The sequence below is a fragment of the Actinophytocola sp. genome (assembly GCF_035762905.1).
In the GTDB taxonomy this organism is placed as follows: domain Bacteria; phylum Actinomycetota; class Actinomycetes; order Mycobacteriales; family Pseudonocardiaceae; genus DASYTH01.
The window spans coordinates 53514-77007 of sequence record NZ_DASUCC010000148.1 but is presented as its reverse complement, the minus strand read 5'-3'; the positions used below and the strand labels follow the sequence as shown (position 1 = coordinate 77007).

The following is a 23494-nucleotide window of genomic DNA, read 5'->3' as shown; positions in this document are numbered from 1 at the left end:
CACCTCCACGAAATCGCCTGATCGGAACACCGGCGCCGGCGTTCCGGAGGCGCTGGGTGGTCGGTCGGTGACGCGTGGCGCGAGCACGCGGTGAGGGCTAATAGACTTCGGAGGTCGATCCCGGTGGTGAGCCCGGCCACCAGGGTCTTGAGATCCCCATACCGAACCCGAGGTTGTTGTCGTGCTCACCATGCAGGACGCGCTGCTTGCGCTGACGAAGTACTGGACCGACCGGGGCTGCATGGTGGTGCAGCCGTTCAACACCGAGGTGGGAGCCGGCACGCTGAACCCGGCCACCATCCTGCGGGTGCTGGGTCCCGAGCCGTGGCGGGTCGCGTACGTCGAGCCGAGTGTGCGCCCCGACGACAGCCGCTACGGCGAGAACCCGAACCGCCTGCAGACGCACACCCAGTTCCAGGTCGTGCTCAAGCCGGACCCGGGCAACCCGCAGGAGCTGTTCCTGGAGAGCCTGACCGCGCTCGGGATCGACATCCACGCGCACGACGTCCGGTTCGTCGAGGACAACTGGGCCTCGCCCGCGCTCGGCGCCTGGGGGCTGGGCTGGGAGGTGTGGCTGGACGGGCTGGAGATCACCCAGTTCACCTACTTCCAGCAAGCCGGCGGGCTGAACCTGGACCCGGTGTCGGTGGAGATCACCTACGGCATCGAGCGGATCATCATGGCGTTGCAGAACGTCAGTCACTTCAAGGACATCGCCTACGCGCCGGGAATCAGCTACGGCGAGGCGTTCGGCCAGGCCGAGTACGAGATGAGCCGGTACTACCTGGACGACGCCGACGTGGCCACCCAGCGCCGGCTGTTCGAGGACTACGCGCACGAGGCGCGCCGAATGCTCGACGCCCGGCTGCCCGTGCCGGCGCACGTGCATGTGCTGAAGTGCTCGCACACGTTCAACGTGCTGGACGCCCGAGGGGCGGTCAGCACCACCGAGCGGGCCCGGGCGTTCGCCCGGATGCGCGGGCTGTCCCGGGAGGTCGCCAAGCTCTGGTCGGAGCGGCGCACCGAGCTCGGCCACCCGCTCGGTCTGGCCGAGCTGCCGCCGCCCGCGCCGGCGCCGACCGAGTTCCCCGTGGTGGCCGAGCCGCGCACGCTGCTGTTCGAGATCGGCACCGAGGAGCTGCCGCCGCACGAGGTGACCCGGACCGCGGCCGCGGTGCGCGCGGCGCTGGCCGCGAAGCTGGCCGGAACTCGGCTGGGGCACGGGGAGATCGCCGTGCACGCCACCCCGCGGCGGGTGGTGGCGCTGGTGGACGCGGTGCAGCCGGCCGAGCCGGACGCCCGGCGGACCGTGCGCGGTCCGCGCGAGTCGGCCGCGTTCGGACCGGACGGCGAGCCGACCAGGGCGGCCCAGGGGTTCGCCAGGGGCCAGGGCGTGCCGGTCACCGAGCTGGACCGGTTGGACCTGGACGGGGTGAGCTACGTCGGGGTCACCGTGACCGACCCCGGCCGAGGCGCCGCCGAGGTGCTCAGCGCGGTGCTCGGCGAGATCGTGACCGAGCTGCGCGCGGAGAAGAACATGCGGTGGGGCGACCCGCGGCTCGCGTTCACCCGCCCGGTGCGCTGGCTGGTGGCGCTGCTCGGGGACGTGGTCGTCCCGGTGTCGGCCGGGGCGCTGCGGGCCGGCCGGACCACCCGGGTGCACCGCACCGCCGAGCCGCCGGTGATCGAGATCGACTCCGCGGACAAGTACCTCGAGCTGCTCGACCGGCACGGCATCGTGGCCGACCAGGCGGTCCGCCGGGCCGCGATCGTGGCGGCGGCGACCGAGCTGGCCTCCTCGGCCGGTGGCGCCTTCGATCCGGCCGCGGAGCCGGCGTTGCTCGACGAGATCACCAACCTGGTCGAAGCGCCGGTGGCCATCCTCGGCGGTTTCGACCCGCGCTATCTCGAGCTGCCGCAGGAGATCCTGACCACGGTCATGCGCAAGCACCAGCGCTACCTGCCGGTGCGCGACGCCGGAGGTGCGCAGCTGCCGCACTTCGTCGCGGTGGCCAACGGCGCGTGCGACCGGGACGCGGTGCGGGCCGGTTACGAGGCGGTGCTGCGGGCCCGGTACGAGGACGCGAGCTTCTTCTGGCGGGCCGATCTCAAGGTGACGCCGGAGGCGATGAAGGCGGGTCTGGAGAAGCTGGCCTTCGAGGAGCGGCTCGGCTCGATGGCCGACCGGGCCCGCCGGATCGGCGCGCTGGCCGGCGAGCTCGGCACCGTTGCGCGCGTGTCCGAGCGGGACGGGGCCACCCTGGCCAGGGCAGCGGAGCTGGCCAAGTTCGACCTCGCCTCGCAGATGGTGATCGAGCTGACCAGCCTGGCCGGCGTGATGGCCCGGGAGTACGCGGTTCGGGCCGGCGAGCCGGAGCCGGTGGCGGCGGCGCTGCTGGACATGGAGCGGCCGCGGTCGGCCGGCGAGGCCCCGCCGGCGACCGGACCGGGTGCCCTGCTTGCCCTTGCCGACCGGTTCGACCTGCTGGTCTCGCTGTTCGCGGTGGGCGCGGCGCCGACCGGCAGCTCGGATCCGTTCGGCCTGCGCCGGGCGGCCAGCGGGGTGGTGGCGATTCTGCGGGCGCATCCGGCACTGCGCGCGGTGACCCTGGAGCGGGGTCTGGCCGCGGCCGCGGAGCAGGTGCGGGCGCAGGGGATAGAGGTCACCGGGGAGACCCTGGCCGAGGTGGCGGAGTTCGTGGTGCGCCGCTACGAGCAGCAGCTGCTCGACGCCGGGCACGACCACCGGCTGGTGGCCGCGGTGTTGCCGCGTTCCGGTGCCCCGGCCGCGGCCGACGAGACGCTGGCCGAGCTGACCGCGCGGGTCGGCGACGCCGAACTCGCCGGGCTGGTTGCGGCGCTGCAGCGGGTGCGCCGGATCGTTCCGCCGGACACGGCGGCGAGCGACGACCCGGGCCGGCTCACCGAGCCGGCGGAGCGCGTGCTGCACGAGCGGCTGGTGGAGTTGCGCGTGGCGCTCGGCGCCGGGAGCGGGTCGCTCGCGGAGTTCATCAGCGCGGCGAGCGCGCTGACCGCGCCGGTCAACACGTTCTTCGACGAGATCCTGGTGATGGCCGAGGATCCGGAGCTACGGGCGGCGCGGTTGGGGCTGTTGGCCGGGATCCGGGACGTGGCCGCGCCGGTGCTCGACTGGCAGGCACTCGGCAACAGCCTGGAGGGGTCCGCGGCCTAGTACGGCTGGGGCCGGCGGCGCGACACCTGGACTCGCGGGGCTTTGCGGCCGAACTTGCGGTAGCTCACCACGATCAGCGACATGGCGAGCGCACCGGCGAACATGAACACGAACGACGCCACCAGCACGCCGGCCACGAATACCAGCCCGGCAAGCACACCGAGCAGGACGAACGGCCACCGCCGGTTGGGCGGGTTGGGCCGAGGCTTGCCGTCACGCAGCGCCTTGGCAAGGTCGGGGTCGTCCATCCGCAGCCGGCTGGCAATCATTTCCAGCTGCTGCCGGTCGTACTGACTCAGCATAGGCCCAGGCCTTCCTGAGCAAGGGCGGCGCAGCCGCCGGCTGTTGTTACGGAGGTCGGTGTAACCCATCGGGCCCCAACTGAAACCTAGCCGTGACCACTGGCGTCCAAGTAGAGCAACGATCAACGTCCACAGTGGACGAATAGACCGTTCGGTCGTGCGAGATTGCCCTGGATGGCGGGTTTGGTCCGCAGTCGTCGAGGTATTGCCAGAACAGACCCTTGCTGGGATTCGCTCCGCGAGGGGCGAAGGGCGCCCGTGGGATCGCCGGTAACCGGCCGACCTAGAGCTGCCCCGGTTTTGCTGCGGCGAACCGGGTCTCTCTCCGGCCCGGCGATCGCCGAGGCCGCCGGCCGGTCGGGCTCGAACCGGGGTCGAGCCCGACCGGTTCCCGTGATCGTCTCCTGGGACGCTACGGCTGGTTGGCGGTCAGTGCGGCGGCCACCGTCTCGTACACGGCCAGCAGCGAGGACAGGCCGGTGACCTCCAGTGGCCGCAGGACCGCGCGGTTGGTGGCCACCAGCACCAGCCGGGAGCCGCTGTCCGCCCCGGCCTGGGACACCGCCACGATCTCGGCCAACCCCGCGCTGCCGAGGAAGCTCACCTGGGTGAGGTCCAGCACGAGCACCGGGTTCTCCGGCTGGAGCTGATCCCGCAGCCGCTCGCCGAGGTAGCTCGCGGTGAGTAGGTCGATCTCACCGGTGACCTCCAGCACCACCGCGCCGCCATCCGCGCGGTGCAGTTCGACCTTGATCTGTTGGCTGGCCGGGGACGTCTCGCTCAGCGCGCGCACCGGGCCGGCCTCGGCACCGGCGCCGTCCGGCCCGGTCCCGGAGTTGGCTGGCTTCTGCACCTCTGCCTCCCGTAGGCACACACGACACAACACACGGTCAGGTCAACGTCCACGTTCACCCTAGAGCGGACCGTCCGGGGCTCAAAACGCGAGGGTCGGATGCGCATTGTGGTTTGAGTCCGCGCTCGGCCGGGTACCCACCAGATGAGGTGTGGCTTCAGCTCGGTAGCTGGAGGAGGGCGCTGGCTGGTGGACCTCGACGAACCGCGGGTGATCGCCGAGCGTGAGGTGATGCTCGAGCTGCAGCGAGCCATGCTGCCCGGGGGTCTGCCGGTGCTGCCGGACGTGAGCCTGGCCGCCGAGTACCGCCCGGCCGAGGAGCCCACGCTCGCCGGCGGTGACTGGTTCGACGTGGTGCCGATGCCGGGGGACACGGTCGGTCTCCTGGTCGGCGACGTGGTCGGGCATGGCGCGATGGCGTCGGCGGTGATGGGACAGCTGCGCGCGGTGGCGGCCGAGCGGCTGCGCCGCGGCAACGGTCTCGACGACGTGCTGCTCGCCCTGGACGCGTTCGCCGCCAGCTCGCCGGGTGCCCGCGGCGGCACGGTGTGTGTGGCGGTGTTCGACCGAACCAACCGTTCGGTGCACTACGCGGTGCGCGGCCATCCGCCACCGCTGGTGGTCGGACCGGACGGCTCGACCCGGTACCTGTCCGCCGCGACCGGCTCACCGCTGGCCCTGCTCGGCAACCGGTATCAGGTGGCCGCCGACAAGCTGGGCACCGGCGACACGCTGGTGCTCTACTCGGACGGCGCGGTGGAACGGCTCGGCAGCACGATCGCCAAGGGGCTGTCCGAACTGGCCGGGCAGGTCACCGACGTGGTGCAGCGCAACACCTCCGGCGAGCGGATGATCGCCGAGGCGGTGTGCGCGGCGGTGTCCGGCGGCGAGTACGGCCGGCTGGACGACATCAGCGTGGTGGCCGCGACCGTGCTGTCCGTGCAGCCCGAGCCGTTGGCTCTAGCCGTGCCGGCCACCCCGGACCAGCTCAGTGGTGTGCGCAAGCGCTTCTCCAGCTGGCTCTACGGCCTGCGAGCCGGACCGGACGACCTGCTGGCCCTCGAGCTCAGCGTCGTGGAGGCGGTGACCAACGCGATCGAGCACGCCTACTCCGGCCCGGCGGGCGTGGTCCGGGTGGCGGCCGGGCTGGACCGGGACGGCACCCTCAGCGTGGAGATCAGCGACGACGGCCGGTGGAAACCGCCGCGCGCCAATCCGGGCTTCCGGGGCCGGGGCCTGGTGATGATGCGCGAGTTCACCGACGTGCTGAGACTGACCACTTCGGACGGTGGCACGACCGTGGCACTGGAAAAGGCGCTGCACCGCCCGGTCTTCACCGATGGCATGGCGCCGGCCCGGGAGCGCCGGCCGGAGCAGCCGGACATCCGGATCGAGGTCAGCGTCGAGCCCGAGTCCGTCGTCGTCTCGGTGGCCGGCACCGTCGACTCGAGCAGCGTGGAGCAACTGCACGCCTGCCTGATCGACGTCGAACGCCGCGGCTGGCTCCCGCTCACCATCGTGCTGGACGACGTCACCCTGCTGGCCAGCGCCGGGCTGCGCACCCTCTACGAGCACGCCGGCCAGCTGATCTCGGCTCAGCGCACCATCCGGCTGGTCGCCGCCGACGCCAGCCCGGTCCGGGACGTGCTGGCGGTCAGCGGCCTGGACATGGTCGTCGAGGTGCTCCCGGTTCTGGGGTGAGCGGCCGCCCGCCCGTGGCTACTGCGCCGCGGGCGGAACGCGACGGCGCGGGGTGCGGTTCGCCGGTTGCCGGGGGGCGGGGTGGCTGGGGACCGGCGGGATCGGCCTGGTGACCGGGGCCCCGGCGGTGATGGTGAGCCGCTCGCCGTGGTGGGCGGTGTCCACGTCGGGGCCGGCGATGTGCTGGTAGGTGGCCGAATCGCGGTCGATCTCCACGGCGAACCGACTGGACCGGTAGGTCATCCGGAACACGATGCGGCGCAGCGCGCCGGGCAGCCGCGGCGCGAAGCTGAGGCGGCCGGCGTGGTCGCGCATCCCGCCGAAGCCGGCCACCGTGGCGATCCAGGCGCCGGCGAGGGAGGCGATGTGCAGTCCATTTTGGACATTCTCGTGCAGGTCGTGCAGGTCGGTGAACGCCGCCTCGGCGAAGTAGTCGAAGGCCAGGTCGAGATGACCCACCTCGGCGGCGACCACGGCCTGAGTGCACGCCGAGAGGGACGAGTCGCGGACCGTGCGCTCCTCGTAGTAGGCGAAGTCACGCGCCTTCTGCTCGTCGGTGAACGCGTCGCCGCGCAGGTGCAGGGCCAGCACCAGGTCGGCCTGCTTGATCACCTGCCGTCGGTAGAGATCGAAGTACGGAAAGTGCAGCAGCAGCGGATACGCCTCGGGCGGGGTTCGGTCGAAGTCCCATTCGGCGTGCTCGGTGAACCCCTCGGACTGCGGATGCACGTCAAGGACCGGGTCGTACGGGATCACCATCTTGCCGGCCGCCGCGCGCCAGGCGGTCACCTCCTCCTCGGTCACCCCGAGCCGCTCGGCCTGGTCCGGATGCCGGGTGCACACGTCCGCCGCGGCCGCCAGGTTCCGCTCGGCCATCAGGTTCGTGTAGACGTTGTTGTCCACGACCGCGGTGTACTCGTCCGGTCCGGTGACCCCGTCGATCCGGAACCCGCCGTGCATGTCGTGGTGGCCGAGCGAGGCCCACAGCCGTGCGGTCTCCACCAGCAACTCGACGCCGTGCTCCGCGGCGAACTCCTCGTCCCCGGTGGCGTCGAGGTAGCGCACGGTGGCGTCGGCGATGTCGGCGTTGACGTGGAACGCCGCGGTGCCGGCCGGCCAGTACGCCGAGCACTCGGCACCGTTGATCGACCGCCAGGGGAAGGCCGCGCCGTGCAGGCCGAGCGCCTCCGCCCTGGCCCGCGCGGTGTCCACAGTGGAGTGTCGCCAGCGCAGCGCGTCCCGTGCCGACTCCGGGATGGTGTAGGTGAGCACCGGCAGGACGAACGTCTCGGTGTCCCAGAAGGCGTGCCCGTCGTAGCCGGGCCCGGTCAGCCCCTTGGCCGGGATGGCCCGGCTCTCCCCGCGGGCCCCGGCCTGCAACACGTGGAACAGCGCGAACCGCACGGCCTGCTGCAGCTCCGGATCGCCGTCCAGCTCGATGTCCGCGGTGGCCCAGAAGTCGTCGAGGAACGAGCGCTGCTCGGCGAGCAGACCGTCCCACCCGGTCTGCAGCGCGCCGGACAGCGCCGCGTCGACCTGGGCCCGCAGCGCGGGTGCGGAGCGCCGGGCCGACCATCCGTACCCGAGATACTTGGTCACCACCAAGCGGTCCCCGGCGCACATGTCCACCGCGGCGGTGAGCCGGGCCAGGTCCTCCTCGACGTGGATGTCGGTGCGCATCCCGTCCCCGCACTCCAGCTCGTGATCCATCGCGGCGGCCACCCGCAGGCCGGACCGCCTGGTCTGGTGCACCAGCACCGCGCGAGCGCCGTACCCCGCGGCGAACTCCGAGCACAGCGGGGCGGACAGCGCGGCGGCCACCCGGGGATCGTTGGTCAGCCGCGGAACCGGCTCGTTGGCCAGCAGATCCGACTGCACCACCAGCTGCAGCTCGCCGTCCAGCGGTTCGACGGTGTACCGGATGGCGGCGACCGATCGTTGCTGGAACGACACCATCCGCTCGGTGCTCACCCGGACCCGCCGGCCGGTCGGCGACTCCCACTCGGTGACCCGGCGCAGCGTGCCGGAGCGGAAGTCCAGCACCCGGTGGTGCTCGGCGGCCCGGCCGTAGCGCACGTCGAGCGGTTCGTCCTGGACCAGCAACCGGATGATCTTCCCGTCGGTCACGTTCACCACGGTCTGGCCGGCCTCCGGGTAGCCGTAACCTGCCTCGGCGTAGGGCAGCGGGTGCTCCTCGTAGAACCCGTTGAGGTAGGTGCCGGGCAGCCCGCGCGGCTCGCCCTCCTCGAGCGTGCCCCGCATGCCGATGTGCCCGTTGGACAGCGCGAAGATGGATTCGGTGCGCTTCAACGCGTTCAGGTCCAGACCGGACCAGCGCAGCTCCCACGGCGCGATCTCGAAGCTCATGAGTGGAGCTCCAGCAGGTCCGCCAGATCGGACACCACCACGTCCGCGCCGTGCTCGCGCAGTGCGGCGGCCTGGTCGGCCCGGTCCACCCCGACCACGTAGCCGAACCCACCGGCCCGGCCGGCCGCCACCCCGGCCAGCGCGTCCTCGAACACCGCGGTGTCGGCCGGTGCCACGCCGAGCGCCCGGGCGCCGGCCAGGAACGAGTCCGGCGCCGGCTTGCCGCGCAACCCGTCCCTGGTGATCACCGTGCCGTCGACCAGGGTCTGGATGAACGGGGTCAGCTGGGCCGCGTCGAGCACGGCGGCGCCGTTGGCCGAGGAGGTCACCACCCCGATCCCGAGCCCGGCGTCGCGCGCCGCCGCCAGATAGCGCCGCGATCCGGGATACGGGCTCACCCCGCGCTCGGCCATGATCTTCCGCACCAGCTCGTTCTTGCGGTTGCCGACGCCGTGCACCGTGTTCGTGGTCGGCGGGTCGTCGCCGGTGCCCTCGGGCAGCGTGATCCCGCGGGAGGCCAGGAAGGTGCGCACGCCGTCCGCGCGCGGCCGGCCGTCCACGTACTCGGCGTAGTCCCGGTCGCTGAACGGCACGAAGTGCTCGGGGTCGCGAGACCGCAGGAACTCGTCGAAGGTGTCCCGCCAGGCCTCCCGGTGCAGGGCGGCCGTGCCGGTCAGCACGCCGTCCAGATCGAACAGCACGGCGCGGATGCGGTCCGGCAGGCCGATCATCCGAACCAGGCCGGCGTGTTGCCCGCCCTCCACTTGATGTTGCAGCCGATGCTCGGCCACTGCTCCGCGGGCACCGCGGCGCCGGCGAGCACCGCGCGCACGGCCGCGTCCAGCTCGTCGCCGGTGACCGGGGCGGCGGTGCTCGGCCGCGCGGCGTCGAACCGGCCGCGGTAGACCAGCGCGCGGTCGGCGTCGAAGAGAAAGAAGTCCGGGGTGCAGGCCGCGCGGTAGGCGCGCGCTACGGACTGGTCCTCGTCGGTCACGTATGGGAAAGTCCAGTTCCACTCGACCGCCTGCGTTGCCATGCGGTCCGGCCGGTCGTCCGGGTAGGAGGTGGCGTCGTTGCTGTTGATGCCGACCACCCCGATCCCCGCCTCGATCCACCCGGCCGCAACGACGCCGAGCCGGGGGGCGATGTGCCGCACGTACGGGCAGTGGTTGCAGACGAACGCGACCAGGGTGCCCCGGGCGCCGGCGATGTCGTCGAGTGACCAGGTGTGCCCGGCTGGATCCGGCAGCGCGAACGGTGGAGCCTGGGTACCGAGCGGGAGCATCGTGGATTCGACAGCGACCATGAACCGACCGTACTCGGGTCGCCCGGTGCGGAGAGGAAGGGACATCGTGTCTGAGGAACGGTGGCGGATCAGCGTGGACCGGGTTACCTGTCAGGCCAGCGGCATGTGTGTCGCGGTCGCGCCGCAGCATTTCGAGCTGCGCGACGGCTACTCGACGCCGCTGGCCGAGGAGATCGACCCGGACGACGAGGACGTGGTGGAGGCGGCGGAGAGCTGCCCGGTGGAGGCGATCATGGTGACCTCGACGGCCGACGGTCGGGTCGTCGCGCCGGAACCGTACTGAGAGGAGACGCCGATGAGCGAGCTTGCGAGCGAGTCCATGAGCACTGCACCGCCGCCGAGCTTGCGAGTCGGCGGGCCGAGACGGCACCGAGCCTGCGAGGTGGTGGGCCGATGAGCAGGCGCCCGCCGTCGGTTGCGGTGCTCGGCGGTGGTTCCTGGGGAACCACCGTCGCCTCGCTGGCCGCGCTCAACACCGAGACCATCCTGTGGGCCCGGGATCCGGACACGGCCAGGGAGATCACCGAGCAGCACACCAACACCCGCTACCTCGGCGATGCGCAGCTCACCCCGGCGCTGCGGGCGACCGCGGACCTGGCCGAGGCGGTGCGCTCGGCCGACGTGTTGGCGATGGCGGTGCCGGCCCAGTCGTTCCGCTCGGTGCTGACCGAGGTGGTCGAGCACGTGCGGCCGTGGATCCCGGTGGTGAGCCTGGTCAAGGGCCTCGAGCAGGGCACCCGGCGGCGGATGACCGAGATCGTGGGCGAGGTGATGCCGGGTCATTCGGCGGGCGTGCTTGCCGGTCCGAACATCGCCAAGGAGGTGGTCAAGGGCTACGCGGCCGCGGCCACGATCGCGATGCCCGACCTGCGCTCGGCCGAGATGCTGCAGGATCTGTTCCGTACCAAGCTGTTCCGGGTCTACACCGGCACCGACGTGATCGGCGTCGAGCTGGCCGGGGCGCTGAAGAACGTGTTCGCGATCGCGGTCGGGTTCGGTGACGGTCTGGAGGCCGGGCACAACACCCGGGCCATGGTGATCACCCGGTCGCTGCGCGAACTGGCCCGGCTCGGCGTGTCGATGGGCGGCCACGCGGACACCTTCGCGGGGCTCGCCGGCATGGGCGATCTGATCGCCACCTGCACCAGCCCGATGTCACGCAACCGGCACGTCGGCTACGAGCTGGCCAGGGGCAAGGACCTGGAGCAGATCATCGCCGAGATGAAGCAGGTGGCCGAGGGCGTCAAGACCAGCTCGGTGGTGCTCAAACTGGCCGCCGAGCACGGCGTGGACATGCCGATCGCCCGGGAGGTCGATTCGGTGCTCAACCACGGCCAGCCGGTGTTCGAGGCCTACCGCGGCCTGTTGCGTAAGGTTCCCGGACACGAGATGCACGGGGAGGCCTGGTGACCACGGAACACGTCGAGGGACGGTTCGCCGGCGCGGCCGGCGGTCAGATCTACTGGCAGGGCTGGGTTCCGGCCGGCGAGGTGACCGCGGTCGTGGTGATCGTGCACGGGCTGGCCGAGCACGGCGGCCGGTACGCGCACGTCGGGAACCGGTTGGCCGCGGACGGCTACGCGGTGTACGCGGCCGACCACCGCGGGCACGGCAAGTCGGAGGGCACCCGGGGCAACATCAACCGGATGGCCCAGGTGGTCGTGGACCTGGAGACCATGATCAGGAGCGCGGCGCAGCGACACCCGGACAAGGCCGTGTTCCTGTACGGCCACAGCATGGGCGGGCTGGTCGCCCTGGTCTACGCCACGACCGGCCGCCCGGCCGAGCTGCGCGGCATGATCCTGACCAGTTCCGCGGTGGACATCGCGGTGGGTCCGAAGGTGGCGCGGCTGGCCGGTCGGGGGCTGTCCGCGGTGGCGCCGAACCTCGGCACCATCCGGCTCGACGCCAGCACGGTGAGCCGCGACCCCGAGGTGGTCCGCGCCTACGACGCCGACCCGCTGAACTACCGGGGCAAGATCCGGGCCCGGACCGGGGCCGAGATGCTGGCCGCGGCCGAGGCGGTCCGCTCCCGGCTGGCCACCCTGACGATGCCGTTGCTGCTGCTGCACGGTTCGGCCGACCGGCTCACCGCGCCGAGCGGGACCAAGCTGGTCGCCGATCGGGCCGGGTCCACCGACATCACGCACAAGCTCTACGACGGCTGGTACCACGAGCTGCACAACGAGCCGGACAAGGACAGCGTGTTCGACGACATAGTGGTATGGCTCAAGGAGCACGGCTGATCGGTTTCGCCATGAATCCTTCCGGGTAACTTGATAGGGAGTGGAACAGGAGGGACGAACATGGCAAAGCTGCTTCGCAAGCTGACCGTCGTCGCCGGCGCGGCCGGCGCGGCAAGGCAGTACGTCAAGAAGAACCCGGACAAGGTCAACCGGGTCGCCGAGCAGGCCGGCCGCTTCATCAACAAGCGGACCAAGGGCAAGTACCACGGCAAGGTCGATGACGCGATCCGGAAGGTGCAAACGGCCACCGACAAGGTCGCCCGTTCCTGACCCCGGACTCCCTGGTCCAGCCGCCGCCCGCGCTCGATGAGCACGGGCGGCGGTTGTGTTCCCGGCGCGGTGTGCTGGGTACTCCACGGGCATGGCGGCAACCACCCACACCGAGACCGAACGCAAGTACGACCTGGCACCGGAAACCCAGGTGCCGGTCCTGGATGGGCTTCCCGGCGTGGTCGCCGCCTCCGACGGTCCGACCGAACGGCTGGACGCGGTCTACTTCGACACCGAGGACCTGCGGCTCGCGCGGTCCGGGCTGACCCTGCGCCGGCGCACCGGCGGGCCGGATGCGGGCTGGCACCTCAAGGCGCCGGCCGGAGCGGACACCCGGGAGGAGACCCGGCTTCCGCTCGGCGAGCGGGACGACGAGCCCCCGGCCGAGCTGGTGGACCTGGTCACCGCCTACACCCGCGGCGCCCGGCTGGTTCCGGTCGCCACGCTTACCACCCAGCGTGACCGGCGACTGCTGCTCGGCCCGGACGGGGTGCTCGCCGAGGTCACCGACGACCGGGTGACCGCCTGCCCGGCCGGCCGGACGGCGTCCGCCGGCAGCTGGCGGGAACTGGAGATCGAACTGGCCGGAGCGGCCGGGCCGGCGCTGCTCGAGGCGGCCGAGCGGCGGCTGGACGCGGCCGGGATCCGGCGCTCGGCGTCCGGTTCCAAGCTGCACCGGGTGCTGGACCTGGCGCCCGTGCCGGCCGGCCCGGCCGGTACTGCCGGCGAGGTGGTGCGGGCCTACCTGCGCGCCCAGGCCGAGACGATCGCCCGCTGCGACCTGCTGGCTCGCAAGGGCACGGCGGACGCCGTGCACCGGCTGCGGGTGGCCACCCGCAGGATGCGCAGCGCCTTGCGGGTGTTCGGGCGGATCGTCGACCGGGAGCGCACCAGGGGGATCGAGGCGGAGCTGCGCTGGGTGGCCCGGCGGCTCGGCCCGGCGCGCGACGTCGAGGTGCGGTACGAGCGGTTCCAGGACGCGGCCCGCGCGCTGCCCGCCGAGCTGCTGATCGGACCGGTCACCGGCCGGCTCACCCGGCACTTCGGCCCGGCCGAGGCGGCCGGGCGGAGCACGGTGCTGCGCACCCTGCGCGGCCGGCGGTACCTGCGGCTGCTCGAGGCGATCGAGGGCATGGTGACCGACCCGCCGTTCACCCCGGCCGCTACCCGCCCGGCCAGGACGGAGCTGCCCCGGCACATCCGCCGGGCGTACCGCAAGGTCGCCCGCCGGGCCCGAAAGGTGCGGTCGATGCCGGCCGGGCCGGAGCGGGACCGGGCGACGCACGACCTGCGCAAGGCCGCCAAGCGGTTCCGGTACGGGGTCGAGGCGGTGGCTCCGGTGATCGGCAAGCCGGCCCGGCGCACCCGGAAGCGGGCCAAGGGCCTGACCCGGGTGCTCGGCGAGTTCCAGGACAGCGTGGTGGCCCGGCCGGTGCTTCGCGATCTCGGCATGCAGGCGCACCTGTCCGGCGAGAACGGGTTCAGCTTCGGAATGCTGTACGGCCGGGAGGAACGGGCCGCCGAGCGCGCCTACCGCGACCTGTGGCCCGCATGGCGCCGGGCAGCGAAGAAGAAGCGCCGCGCCTGGTTCCGCCGGTCAGGGTGACCGGACCGGCAGTCCGGCGACCCGAGCCGGCCGCCTGATCCGGTTGCCCGACCCGGCCCCTTGGGCCCGGTTGCCCGGGGTGGGGACTCGCGCATGAGTCGGCGACTCGCCGACCGGGTACCGGTGGTTCGGTTGCTGGAGGTGGGGACTCGCGGTGGATGGGGGACTCGCGGGTCTGGAGGGGGTGGTTGGGTTGCTCGGGGTGGGGACTCGCCGAAGGTCGGGTGCACGTTCGGCGAGTTGTCGATTCCGGCAACTGGACGGCCGGTTGGGGATCGGGGAGTTGCCGGTGCGGAATCGAATCCGAGCATGCTCAGTCTTGCGCCAGTTCGGCCAGGATCTGCTCGCCGTACCGGGCCAGCTTGGCCTCGCCGACGCCGCTGACCGTGCTCAGCTCGGCCAGCGTGGCGGGGGAGCGGATGGCGATCTCGCGCAGCGTGGCGTCGTGGAAGATCACGTAGGCCGGCACGCCCTGCTCCTTGGCCGTGGCCGCCCGCCAGGCGCGCAGCCGTTCGAACACCGGCGCGGCGGCGGCCGGTAGCTCGGCGGCCGCGGTCGCCTCCCGCTTGGCCTTGGCGATCCGCTCGGGCTCGCGGCGCATCAGCACCTCGCGCTGGCCGCGCAGCACCGCCTCGCTGTCCGGGGTGAGCACGATCGTGCCGTAGTTGCCCTCGACCGCGAGCAGGCTCCGCGCCAGCAGCTGGCGGAACACCGCGCGCCAGCCGCTCTCGTTCAGCTCCGTGCCGATGCCGTAGACCGACAGCGAGTCGTGCCCGAACTGGGTCACCTTCTGCGTGTTCCGGCCGAGCAGGATGTCGATGAGATGCCCGGCGCCGAACTTCTGCCGGCGCTCCCGGCCCAGCCGCCACACCGCGGAGAGCACCTTCTGCGCCGGCACCGTGCCGTCCCAGGTCTCCGGCGGCGACAGGCAGGTGTCGCAGTTGCCGCACGGCTCGCCGGTCTGGCCGAAGTACGCGAGCAGTTGCACCCGGCGGCACTCCACGGTCTCGCACAGGGCGAGCATGGCGTCCAGGTGTCGGGACTGCCGGCGGCGGTGCGCCGCGTCGCCCTCCGAGGTGTCGATCAGCTTGCGCAGCTGCACGACGTCGGCGAGGCCGTAGGTCAGCCAGGCGGTGGACGGCAGGCCGTCGCGCCCGGCCCGGCCGGTCTCCTGGTAGTACCCCTCGACCGACTTGGGCAGGTCGAGATGGGCGACGAAGCGCACGTCGGGCTTGTCGATGCCCATACCGAACGCGATCGTGGCGACCATGACCAGGCCGTCCTCGCGCAGGAACCTGGCCTGGTTCGTGGCCCGGGTCCGCGCGTCCAGACCGGCGTGGTACGGCAGTGCCGGAATGCCGTTGGCGGCGAGCAGCTCGGCGGTCTTCTCGGTGGACGCCCGGGACAGGCAGTAGACGATGCCGGCGTCACCGGCGTGCTCGGAGCGCAGCAGCTCGAGCAGCTGCCGGTTCGGGTCCTGTTTCGGCACGATCCGGTACTGGATGTTCGGCCGGTCGAAGCTCGCCACATGGTGCAGTGCGTCGCCGAGGTCCAGCCGGGTGGCGATCTCCTGCCGGGTCGCCTCGGTGGCCGTGGCGGTCAGCGCGATCCGCGGGACCTGCGGCCAGCGCTCGTGCAGTGCCGAAAGAGCTAGGTAGTCGGGCCGGAAGTCGTGTCCCCACTGCGCGACGCAATGCGCCTCGTCGATGGCAAACAGCGCGATCCGGCACCGGTCGAGGAACCGCATTGTTGACTCAACCGACAGGCGTTCCGGAGCGAGATAGAGCAGATCCAGCTCGCCGGCCAAGGCGGCCGCCTCGACCGCGCGACGCTGGCCGGGATCCTGCGACGAGTTGAGGAAATCCGCGCGCACCCCGACCGCCCGCAGCGCGTCCACCTGGTCCTGCATCAGCGCGATGAGCGGGGAAATCACCACTCCGACACCGTCCCGGACCAGCGCGGGCACCTGGTAGCAGATGGACTTCCCACCCCCGGTCGGCATCAGCACGAGTGCGTCGCCGCCGCCGATGAGGTGCTCGACGATGGCCCGCTGGCCGTCGCGGAACGCGTCGAAGCCAAAGACCCGCTGCAGCACCCGTAAAGCGTCGTTCAGTTCCGAACTGGTTCCAGGACCGGTCACGGCGGCGATTCTACTTGGGTGGTCCGAGGCCACTGTGGACGCCCGACTAGCGAAACGAAAAAAGAGTCGCGTAAGCTGTCGACAAGCGCGGTGATCACCGCGGCCATTCCACAGTGCGCGACCCTTCTGACTCGAAGAAAAGAGTTGAACCGATGGCCCAGAAAGTCCTCGTCCAGTACGTCGACGACTTGGACGGCATACCGGGTGACGATGTTTCCACGGTAACCTTCGCGCTGGACGGCGTGAGCTATGAGATCGACCTACGCGCCGAAAACGCGCACCGGCTACGCGAGAGCCTGGCCGATTACGTGGACTCCGCCCGGCGGGTCGGAGGGCGGGTCAGGCGTGGTACCACCCCGTCCACGACCCCGGTCCGGGCGGGCGACACACGGAGCAAGGAGCAGACCAAAGCCATCCGCGAATGGGCGAAGAAGAACGGCTACGACCTCGCCGAGCGCGGGCGTATACCGGCCAACGTCATTGCCGCCTTCGAAGAGGCGCACGCCAAAAAGAGCAAGCGCGGCCGGAAGGGTTAGATCCGTTCCAGAACTGCCGGGCGGCGACAATAGCGCGGGGCGGTAAGCGATAACGGGCGTCTCGGACGGGACCGTAGTAGCCAACCGAATCGCGAGCTTGTCGCCGTCCGGCATATCCGACTGTGTACGGACACATCTGGTCCGCGCCGCGCCATTCCGTGGAACCGGCGGCCGGCGCGGAGTGAGCATTCGCTCGGGTCACCCGCACGGGGATGTATCAGCCGCGCCGCCAGTGCCTCTTGTTATCCGTAGGAGGCGCAGGAGGCACATCATGAACGCACAGCGGACCGTGGTCGGCAGGATGGTCGACCGAGTCAAGTCCGAGCCCGTGGCCACCCAGGGTCTGGTCCAGGCGACCCTGGCCGCGCTGCTCGGCTTCGGCGTGATCAGTTGGACCAGCGAGCAGACCGGCCTGACCCTCGCCCTCACCGCCGCGATCCTGACGTTCCTGACCCGCAGCCAGGTGCGCCCGGCCGGCAAGGGCGTGGAGGACAAGGCGGCCGCCGAGCCGCCCGCCCGGGTCGACAACGCCGCGTAGCCGGCCGGTGACCCTCCGGCTGATTTGAACGACCCGTGCCCGCGATCCGTATTCGTCAGCGTGAGGCGGACACGACGTCGGGTTCTGGCGTGCGCACTGCCGGCCGTCGCGGCCGCGGTGATGCTGCTGACCAGCGGATGCGGCTCGGGCGCTGCCGGCGTCGGGCCGCACGGTGCTGGGCACGGCCCGGCCGCGACGCCGGCCGACGCCGCCAACGCGATGCCCTCCGAGCAGCTGACCGTGGACCAGTTGGCCGCCGAGGTGGGCTGCACGCCGACCTCGCCGATCAAGGGCGCGGACTTCCGCCAGGCCAACTGCAAGGCGTCCGGAACCAACCTGATCCTGCTCGACTTCGACACCGCCGAGGGGCAGCGCGCCTGGGTCGACCTTTCCAAGGACTACGGCGGCGTGTATCTGGTCGGCAACCGCTGGACCCTGTCCGGAAACGACCGCGACTACATGCTCGCGCTGCAGACCAGGCTCGGTGGCGCCCTCGAACAGGGATCGAATCACGGCCAGTGAGCCGGCAAGTCGCCACATAGTCCACAAAGGACACTGAGGGCGACAACCGTTGACACGTGCTCCCGTTCGGCGCACTATGTACCTCGTTCCGCTCTGGGGTCTGGGGAAATCGCGGAACTTTGTTTCGCCGACCCTCGGCCCGTGGACCGAAGGAGGAAATGTGCTCGTACGACTGGGGAACCTCGGGGACCGGATGCTGACAAGACTGGTGCCCAAGGTGAACGCCGAGGCCGCCGCCGCGCAGTGCACCGGCATTTTCTGTGGCTGTCGTGGCAAGTACTACAGCTTCAGGGCATGTGAGACATGCCAGTGCTTCCTTTGCACGCTGGCCCAGTGCTAACTATCCGGTGAACCACCTCGGCCTCTTCTGTGCCGTCGCGCTGGGTGGGGTATTTCTGGTATCCGCGTGGGGCAAGCTCGGTCGGACCCGGTTGCGTGTTTTCGCGGCCACGGCGGGCCCGCTGAGTCTTCTGCCTCGCGGCTGGCGTGGCTGGGCCGCGGCAGCGGTGGCGACAGCCGAACTGGGGGTCGTCACCGCGCTGGGCGCCGGCGCCGCTTTCGCGGCGTCCGGTCTTCCCCCCGGCCGCGCCGTGCTGCTCCTGGGCTTTCTCGGCGTGGCAACGCTTCTGGTGGTATTCACCGTGGCGATCGGACTGTTGGTGGCGCGCGGGGTGCGCGCCACCTGCCGTTGTTTCGGAGCGCACGACACGCCGCTCGGACCGGCCCACATCGTGCGCAACCTGATCCTGCTCGCGTTCGCCGTCACCGGAGCACTGGCGCCCGCGGGCGCGTTGACCATCCCGGGGGCCGGGCTGGCCGCCGGGTGCGGCGCGCTGGCCGCGATCCTCGTGGTCCGCTTCGACGATCTGCTCGCGCTGTTCCGCGCCACCGCACCGCGGGATGCGGCGCGAGGTTCCCGATAGGAGCCCCCATGCCTTTCCTCACCGCCGCACTGGTTCTGATCGGTGTGCTGCTCGCCGTGGACCTGATCCTGACGCTGGGCGTGATCCGCCGCCTGCGCGAGCACGCGGAGCTCATCGCCAAGGCGCTGCAGCATGGCGCCGCGATGGAGAAGACGATGCTGCCCGTCGGTTCGCCGCTGCCCGAGTTGTCGGCCAGGACCGTTTCCGGCGCCGTCGCGCCGGACTCCGGACCGCTGCTGATCGGGTTCTTCTCGTCCGGTTGCCCGTCCTGCGCCCTTTACCTGCCGGGTTTCGTCGAGTATGCCGAGGCCTTCGCCGGTCGTGTGCTCGCGGTGGCCGTCGGTGCACCCGAAGAGGTGCGCGAGATCGTCGCCGACCTTCTTCCGGTCGCCGACGTGGTGGTCGAACCGTATGACGGTCCACTTGCGACCCTGTTGCAGGTCAGAGGTTTGCCGGCGATGGCGACGGTCGACACCGACGGGATCGTGACCGCCACCGGGTACCGGGCAACGGATCTGCCCAGCCTCGCCACGGTATGAGGCGCGGCGCCGGAGAGGCACTGGCGCTGGCCTGGCGCGCCGCTCCCGCGGTGCTGATCGGCATCGTGCTGACCACGGTGCTCGGCGGGCTGATCCCGGTGCTGGTCGCCTGGCTGACCAAACTGGTGCTGGACGGCGTCACCGTCGCGGAGCCGAGTGGGCTCACCGGCCTGGCCGGGGCGCTGGCCGCGGCCGGCGTGTTGCTCGTGCTGGTCGCCCAGGCGGCCAGGTACCTGCGGCTGGAGCTGGGCCGGCGGGTCGGGCTGCGTACCAAGGATCGATTGTTCGCCGCGGCCGGCCGGCTCGGCGGGCTGACCCGGCTGGAGGATCCATCGTTCCACGACCGGCTGGCGCTGGCGCAGCAGCACAGCCGGGTCGGGCCGGCGGCGATCGTGGACAGCGGCCTGGCCGCCGCCCAGGCGGCGATCAGCATGGCCGGGTTCCTTGCGGCGCTGGCCGCGGTGAGCGCCCCGATGGCGGTCGTCGCCGTGGTCGCGGCCGGTCCGGCACTGGTGATGGAGTTGCGGCTGAGCCGGCGGCGGGCGGCGGCCATGGCCGACATCAGCCCGGCCGAGCGCCGCGAGTATTTCTATGCCCAGCTGCTGATCAGTCTGGAGGCGGCCAAGGAGGCTCGGCTGTTCGGTCTCGGACCGCTGTTTCGCCGGCGAATGCTGGCCGAGTTGGGCGGGGCCGACGCGGTGCGCCGAGCGCTGGACCGCCGCGACCTGAGGGTGCAGAGCGCGCTCGGAGCGCTGAGCGCCGTGGTGGCCGGCGGGGGTCTGGTGTGGGCGATCCTCGCCGCCGGGAGTGGCCGGCTGAGCGTGGGGGACGTCGCGGTGTTCATCGCCGCCGTCGCCGGGGTGCAGACCGCCCTTGGCGCGATCGTCGACCAGTTCGCCATGGCCCACCAAGCGCTGCTGCTGTTCGAGCACTACCGGGTGGTGACCAGGGCCGGGCCGGATCTGCCCGTGCCCGCGGCGCCGGTGACGTCGATGCCGCTGCGTCGCGGGATCGAGCTGCGCGACGTCTGGTTCCGGTACGGCGACGACCATCCCTGGGTGCTCCGGGGTGTCGACCTGTTCGTCCCCTGTGGACAGTCGGTGGCACTGGTCGGGCACAACGGGGCGGGCAAGAGCACGGTGGTCAAGCTGCTGTGCCGGTTCTACGACCCGACCCGCGGTGCGGTGCTGTGGGACGGGGTCGACCTGCGCGAGCTGGACCTGGCCGAGCTGCGCCGCCGGATCAGCGCGGTGTTCCAGGACTTCATGTGCTACGACCTGAGCGCGCGGGAGAACATCGCGCTCGGCGGCGTGGACGGCGCGGTCGACGTTGGTGGCGACCTCGGTGGCGACCGGCTCGAGCCGGTGCGGCGCGCGGCCCGGCGCGCGGGGGTGGACGAGGTGCTCGCCGGCCTGCCGCGCGGCTATCGCACCCTGCTGACCCGGATGTTCTCCGGCGAGGAGGACAAGGCCGACGCCGAGACCGGGGTGCTGCTCTCCGGCGGCCAGTGGCAGCGGGTCGCGCTCGCCCGGGCGTTTCTGCGCGACGCCCGCGACCTGCTCATCCTCGACGAGCCGACGTCCGGTCTTGACGCCGAGGCCGAGCACGCGATCCACACCGAGCTGGCCGCGCACCGGGCCGGCCGGACCAGCGTGCTGATCTCGCACCGGCTCGGCTCGGTCCGCGACGCCGACCGGATCGCCGTTCTGGTCGACGGCCGGGTGGCCGAGTCCGGCACGCACGAGGATCTGATGTCCGCCAACGGAAACTACGCGCGGCTGTTCACCATGCAGGCCGCCGGCTACGGAACCCGGGTATGAAGATGCTCGCGCTGCTTGGTTTCGCCCTCGCGGCGGTGGCCGCCGGCCGCTTGGCCGCGCACCGCTGGGTCGCCGTCACCGTGCGCGGTGACAGCATGTGCCCCGCTCTCACCGACGGTGACCGGGTGCTGCTGCGCCGCACTCCGGTGCATCGCCTGGCCGTCGGCGACATCGTCGTCGTCCGGCTGCCGGGAATGCCCAGGGTCGTCGGCCCCCGGGACCGCCCGTGGCTGATCAAACGCGTCGCCGCCCTGCCCGGCGACCCGGTGCCGTCGGCCGTGGCTCCCGCCGTCGACGGCGCGGCCCACGTCCCCCCGAACCGGCTGGTCCTGCTCAGTGACAACCCCGTCGGTGCCATCGACTCCCGCCAGTTCGGCTACCTGACCCCCGACCTGGTGCTCGGCCGGGTGGTCCGCCGGCTCGCCTAGAGTGCTCGGGTCATGAACACGCTGTGCGGGTCGAGCCGGTAGTCGCCGAACGGCTCGCAGTAGCCGAACCCGTACTTCTCGTACAGGCTCCTGGCCGGCCGGAAGAAGTCGGCCGAGCCGGTCTCCAGGCTGATCCGGGTGAACCCCATCCGCCTGGCCTCGGCCAGGATGTGCTCGAGCAGCCGCGAGGCGATCCCACCGCGCTTGCGCGTCGTGGCGGTCCGCATCGATTTCAGCTCGGCGTGCTCGGCGTCCAGCCGCTTGATCGCGCCGCAGCCGACCAGCACGTCGCCGTCCATCATCGACCAGAAGGTGACCTCCGGGCGGCGCAGCCCGTCGAGGTCGAGCGCGTGCTTGCTCTCCGGCGGTGTGATGGACAGCATCTCCCGAACGTGCTCGTTCAGGAACTCGGCGATCTCCGTCCCGGACAGATCGTCCACAACGATCCGCACCCGGCCCTCCTTCCCACTGACCCGTCGGTGTCCACAGTACCGTCCACCGTGTACTCAACTTCCCAGCGCCAATGATGATCGCACTCCCCGCCGTTCTGCCGGCATTACCGTTCCGGTCCCTGGCGCCATTGTTTCGCCATTGGTGCCGGCCGAGTAGTTGACCTTCGGCCAGGTTGGCGGTTTGATCACGGTTGGCGATGGGAGGAGCGGGAATGGCGGAGGGGCCTACTCCGGAGCAGGAGGCGGCGGTGGCGGCCTTCGGCTCAGGGGATCACCTGGTGCTGCAGGCCGGGGCGGGAAGCGGGAAAACCACGACCCTGCGAATGCTGGCCGCCAGTACCCGCCGGTGGGGACGTTACCTCGCCTTCAACAAATCGATCGCAACCGAGGCGCGGAGCAGTTTTCCGGACAACGTCAAGTGTTCCACCGCGCACAGTATCGCCTGGCACGCCGTCGGCCACCGGTATCGCGACCGACTGGGCGCCCCGCGCATGTCCAGCGCCAAACTTGCCGCGCTGTTCGGCATCAACGTCGAGCTGCGGCTGGGCGAGCGCAAGATCACCGCGAGCGGGCTGTGCTTCGCCGCCCAGGAGACGGTGCTCCGGTACTGCCAGTCCGCCGACGCCGTCATCGGTCCGCAGCACGTGCCCTGGCTCAAGGGCATCGGTGAGGAGCACCTGCACGACCAACTGGCCGACGTGGTCCTGCCCTACGCCCGGCGGATCTGGGCGGACCTGCAGAACCCGGAACGTGGCCGGGTCAAGTTCAAACCCGACCACTACCTGAAGATGTGGGCGCTCACCGAGCCGGAGATCAGGAAGAACTTCCTGATGCTGGACGAGGCGCAGGACACCAACCCGGTGCTGGAGCGGGTGTTCAACGCGCAACGCGGCCACGCCCAACTGGTCATGGTCGGCGACTCCGGCCAGGCCATCTACGGCTGGCGCGGCGCCCGGGACGTGATGACCGGGTTCGCCGGCCGGCAGCTCACGCTGTCGCACTCGTTCCGGTTCGGCGATGGCGTTGCCCGCGAGGCGAACCGGTGGCTGGCGATCGCCGGAGCGTCGATCCGCCTGCACGGGTCGCCGACCATCGACAGCGGTGTGGGCCGGGTGGACCGGCCGGACGCGATTCTGTGCCGTACCAACGGTGGCGCGATGGCCGAGATCCTCACGCTGCTCGGCTCCGGCTTCCGGGTGGCGCTGGTCGGCCGCGGCGACACCCTGTCCGACCTCGCCATCGCGGCCCAGGAGCTCAAGACCGGACGCCGCACCAACCATCCCGAACTGCTGCTGTTCTCGTCCTGGGGCGAGGTTCAGGACTACGTCGAGCACGACCCGGACGGGCGCGACCTGCAGCCGTTCGTCGACGTCATCGACGAGCACGGGGTGGACGTGGTGCTCGACGTGCTCGGCCGGCTTTCCGCGGAGAACCTGGCCGACGTCACGGTTTCCACCGTGCACAAGGCAAAGGGCCGGGAGTGGTCCACGGTGCGCATCGCGAACGACTTCACCGAGCCGGAGCCGGACGATCCGCACGAGGTCGACCGGACCGGGGAACCGCTGCCCGGCCGGATCGACGCCGCCGAGGCACGGCTGGCCTACGTCGCCGTCACCCGGGCCCGGCACCGGCTCGACCTCGGCGGCCTGGCCTGGATCAACCGCCACCCCGACGGAAACCCCGACCAGAGGGGCGGCAGCTTCGGGCAGGACAGGTGACCATCACCGTTGCCTGAACCGCCGCACCTATTCC

Annotated in this window: 22 protein-coding genes; 15 read left to right on the top strand and 7 right to left on the bottom strand. The window is 71.4% G+C overall.

What is annotated here, in order from left to right:
* Window positions 1-190: 190 nt before the first annotated feature.
* The gene (locus VFV67_RS32360) at window positions 191-3193 is read left to right on the top strand and encodes a glycine--tRNA ligase (RefSeq protein ID WP_326474507.1); all 3003 of its coding nucleotides are present in this window, start codon (window positions 191-193) and stop codon (window positions 3191-3193) included.
* On the opposite strand, the gene VFV67_RS32355 is transcribed toward VFV67_RS32360, so the two are convergent.
* Window positions 3190-3495 (bottom strand): DUF3040 domain-containing protein, encoded by a 306-nt coding sequence (locus VFV67_RS32355; RefSeq protein WP_326474504.1) that lies wholly within the window; start codon window positions 3493-3495, stop codon window positions 3190-3192. The genes VFV67_RS32360 and VFV67_RS32355 overlap by 4 nt on opposite strands.
* A 412-nt stretch (window positions 3496-3907) precedes the next feature.
* Window positions 3908-4348, bottom strand: a complete 441-nt coding sequence (locus VFV67_RS32350; RefSeq protein ID WP_326474503.1) for an STAS domain-containing protein — start codon at window positions 4346-4348, stop codon at window positions 3908-3910.
* A 189-nt stretch (window positions 4349-4537) separates the two neighbouring features.
* On the opposite strand from VFV67_RS32350, the gene VFV67_RS32345 reads away from it, so the two are divergent.
* The gene (locus VFV67_RS32345) at window positions 4538-6049 is read left to right on the top strand and encodes a SpoIIE family protein phosphatase (protein WP_326474502.1); all 1512 of its coding nucleotides are present in this window, start codon (window positions 4538-4540) and stop codon (window positions 6047-6049) included.
* Between the two features lie 18 nt (window positions 6050-6067).
* On the opposite strand, the gene VFV67_RS32340 is transcribed toward VFV67_RS32345, so the two are convergent.
* From VFV67_RS32340 to VFV67_RS32330, 3 genes are read right to left on the bottom strand one after another with little or no spacing between them, the layout of a single operon-like run.
* A complete protein-coding gene (locus VFV67_RS32340; protein ID WP_326474501.1) occupies window positions 6068-8416 on the bottom strand; it encodes a glycoside hydrolase family 65 protein in 2349 nt (782 codons plus the stop codon).
* Window positions 8413-9147: a beta-phosphoglucomutase family hydrolase gene (locus tag VFV67_RS32335; protein WP_326474500.1), complete on the bottom strand. Its 735-nt coding sequence runs from the start codon at window positions 9145-9147 to the stop codon at window positions 8413-8415. The genes VFV67_RS32340 and VFV67_RS32335 overlap by 4 nt, the downstream gene beginning before the upstream one ends.
* Window positions 9144-9722, bottom strand: coding sequence for a thioredoxin family protein (locus VFV67_RS32330; protein ID WP_326474499.1), 579 nt, complete (start codon window positions 9720-9722; stop codon window positions 9144-9146). Before VFV67_RS32330 ends, VFV67_RS32335 begins: the two co-directional genes overlap by 4 nt.
* Before the next feature lie 46 nt (window positions 9723-9768).
* On the opposite strand from VFV67_RS32330, the gene VFV67_RS32325 reads away from it, so the two are divergent.
* From VFV67_RS32325 to VFV67_RS32305, 5 genes are all read left to right on the top strand, one after another.
* Window positions 9769-10005, top strand: coding sequence for a ferredoxin (locus VFV67_RS32325; RefSeq protein WP_326474498.1), 237 nt, complete (start codon window positions 9769-9771; stop codon window positions 10003-10005).
* 110 nt (window positions 10006-10115) lie between these two features.
* A complete protein-coding gene (locus VFV67_RS32320) occupies window positions 10116-11132 on the top strand; it encodes an NAD(P)H-dependent glycerol-3-phosphate dehydrogenase (RefSeq protein WP_326474497.1) in 1017 nt (338 codons plus the stop codon).
* A complete protein-coding gene (locus tag VFV67_RS32315) occupies window positions 11129-11968 on the top strand; it encodes a lysophospholipase (RefSeq protein WP_326474496.1) in 840 nt (279 codons plus the stop codon). The genes VFV67_RS32320 and VFV67_RS32315 overlap by 4 nt, the downstream gene beginning before the upstream one ends.
* Before the next feature lie 60 nt (window positions 11969-12028).
* Window positions 12029-12238 carry an antitoxin gene (locus VFV67_RS32310; RefSeq protein ID WP_326474495.1) on the top strand — a complete coding sequence of 70 codons (210 nt, stop codon included), beginning with the start codon at window positions 12029-12031 and terminating at the stop codon, window positions 12236-12238.
* Window positions 12239-12329: 91 nt separating this feature from the next.
* Window positions 12330-13844: a CYTH and CHAD domain-containing protein gene (locus VFV67_RS32305; RefSeq protein WP_326474494.1), complete on the top strand. Its 1515-nt coding sequence runs from the start codon at window positions 12330-12332 to the stop codon at window positions 13842-13844.
* Window positions 13845-14157: 313 nt separating this feature from the next.
* Here VFV67_RS32305 and recQ read toward each other — a convergent pair whose 3' ends face one another.
* Window positions 14158-15984, bottom strand: a complete 1827-nt coding sequence (gene recQ, locus VFV67_RS32300; RefSeq protein WP_326474493.1) for a DNA helicase RecQ — start codon at window positions 15982-15984, stop codon at window positions 14158-14160.
* Between the two features lie 152 nt (window positions 15985-16136).
* Here recQ and VFV67_RS32295 point away from each other — a divergent pair, with 152 nt between their 5' ends.
* The 7 genes from VFV67_RS32295 to VFV67_RS32265 all read left to right on the top strand — a co-directional run bounded on the left by VFV67_RS32295 (window position 16137) and on the right by VFV67_RS32265 (window position 21290).
* Window positions 16137-16520 carry an Lsr2 family protein gene (locus tag VFV67_RS32295; RefSeq protein ID WP_326474492.1) on the top strand — a complete coding sequence of 128 codons (384 nt, stop codon included), beginning with the start codon at window positions 16137-16139 and terminating at the stop codon, window positions 16518-16520.
* 271 nt (window positions 16521-16791) lie between these two features.
* Window positions 16792-17058: a hypothetical protein gene (locus VFV67_RS32290; protein ID WP_326474491.1), complete on the top strand. Its 267-nt coding sequence runs from the start codon at window positions 16792-16794 to the stop codon at window positions 17056-17058.
* 60 nt (window positions 17059-17118) lie between these two features.
* Window positions 17119-17580 (top strand): hypothetical protein, encoded by a 462-nt coding sequence (locus VFV67_RS32285; RefSeq protein ID WP_326474490.1) that lies wholly within the window; start codon window positions 17119-17121, stop codon window positions 17578-17580.
* A gap of 347 nt (window positions 17581-17927) precedes the next feature.
* On the top strand, window positions 17928-18503 hold the full coding sequence (locus VFV67_RS32280; RefSeq protein ID WP_326474489.1) for a MauE/DoxX family redox-associated membrane protein: 576 nt from the start codon (window positions 17928-17930) through the stop codon (window positions 18501-18503).
* Window positions 18504-18511: 8 nt separating this feature from the next.
* Complete coding sequence (locus VFV67_RS32275) at window positions 18512-19042, top strand: hypothetical protein (protein WP_326474488.1); 531 nt, start codon at window positions 18512-18514, stop codon at window positions 19040-19042.
* On the top strand, window positions 19039-20862 hold the full coding sequence (locus VFV67_RS32270; RefSeq protein WP_326474487.1) for an ABC transporter ATP-binding protein: 1824 nt from the start codon (window positions 19039-19041) through the stop codon (window positions 20860-20862). Before VFV67_RS32275 ends, VFV67_RS32270 begins: the two co-directional genes overlap by 4 nt.
* Window positions 20859-21290, top strand: coding sequence for a S26 family signal peptidase (locus tag VFV67_RS32265; protein WP_326474486.1), 432 nt, complete (start codon window positions 20859-20861; stop codon window positions 21288-21290). The genes VFV67_RS32270 and VFV67_RS32265 overlap by 4 nt, the downstream gene beginning before the upstream one ends.
* On the opposite strand, the gene VFV67_RS32260 is transcribed toward VFV67_RS32265, so the two are convergent.
* Window positions 21287-21742 (bottom strand): GNAT family N-acetyltransferase, encoded by a 456-nt coding sequence (locus tag VFV67_RS32260; protein WP_326474485.1) that lies wholly within the window; start codon window positions 21740-21742, stop codon window positions 21287-21289. The genes VFV67_RS32265 and VFV67_RS32260 overlap by 4 nt on opposite strands.
* Window positions 21743-21954: 212 nt before the next feature.
* Between VFV67_RS32260 and VFV67_RS32255 the strand changes: the two genes are divergently transcribed.
* Window positions 21955-23460, top strand: a complete 1506-nt coding sequence (locus VFV67_RS32255) for a UvrD-helicase domain-containing protein (protein ID WP_326474484.1) — start codon at window positions 21955-21957, stop codon at window positions 23458-23460.
* Window positions 23461-23494: the final 34 nt, after the last annotated feature.

Coding starts and splice junctions, on each gene's coding strand:
- VFV67_RS32360 (WP_326474507.1), top strand. CDS start 191: ATGCAGGACGCGCTGCTTGCGCTGACGAAGTACTGGACCGACCGGGGC.
- VFV67_RS32355 (WP_326474504.1), bottom strand. CDS start 3,495: ATGCTGAGTCAGTACGACCGGCAGCAGCTGGAAATGATTGCCAGCCGG.
- VFV67_RS32340 (WP_326474501.1), bottom strand. CDS start 8,416: ATGAGCTTCGAGATCGCGCCGTGGGAGCTGCGCTGGTCCGGTCTGGAC.
- VFV67_RS32335 (WP_326474500.1), bottom strand. CDS start 9,147: ATGATCGGCCTGCCGGACCGCATCCGCGCCGTGCTGTTCGATCTGGAC.
- VFV67_RS32330 (WP_326474499.1), bottom strand. CDS start 9,722: ATGGTCGCTGTCGAATCCACGATGCTCCCGCTCGGTACCCAGGCTCCA.
- VFV67_RS32320 (WP_326474497.1), top strand. CDS start 10,116: ATGAGCAGGCGCCCGCCGTCGGTTGCGGTGCTCGGCGGTGGTTCCTGG.
- VFV67_RS32310 (WP_326474495.1), top strand. CDS start 12,029: ATGGCAAAGCTGCTTCGCAAGCTGACCGTCGTCGCCGGCGCGGCCGGC.
- VFV67_RS32305 (WP_326474494.1), top strand. CDS start 12,330: ATGGCGGCAACCACCCACACCGAGACCGAACGCAAGTACGACCTGGCA.
- VFV67_RS32295 (WP_326474492.1), top strand. CDS start 16,137: ATGGCCCAGAAAGTCCTCGTCCAGTACGTCGACGACTTGGACGGCATA.
- VFV67_RS32290 (WP_326474491.1), top strand. CDS start 16,792: ATGAACGCACAGCGGACCGTGGTCGGCAGGATGGTCGACCGAGTCAAG.
- VFV67_RS32275 (WP_326474488.1), top strand. CDS start 18,512: ATGCCTTTCCTCACCGCCGCACTGGTTCTGATCGGTGTGCTGCTCGCC.
- VFV67_RS32270 (WP_326474487.1), top strand. CDS start 19,039: ATGAGGCGCGGCGCCGGAGAGGCACTGGCGCTGGCCTGGCGCGCCGCT.
- VFV67_RS32265 (WP_326474486.1), top strand. CDS start 20,859: ATGAAGATGCTCGCGCTGCTTGGTTTCGCCCTCGCGGCGGTGGCCGCC.
- VFV67_RS32255 (WP_326474484.1), top strand. CDS start 21,955: ATGGCGGAGGGGCCTACTCCGGAGCAGGAGGCGGCGGTGGCGGCCTTC.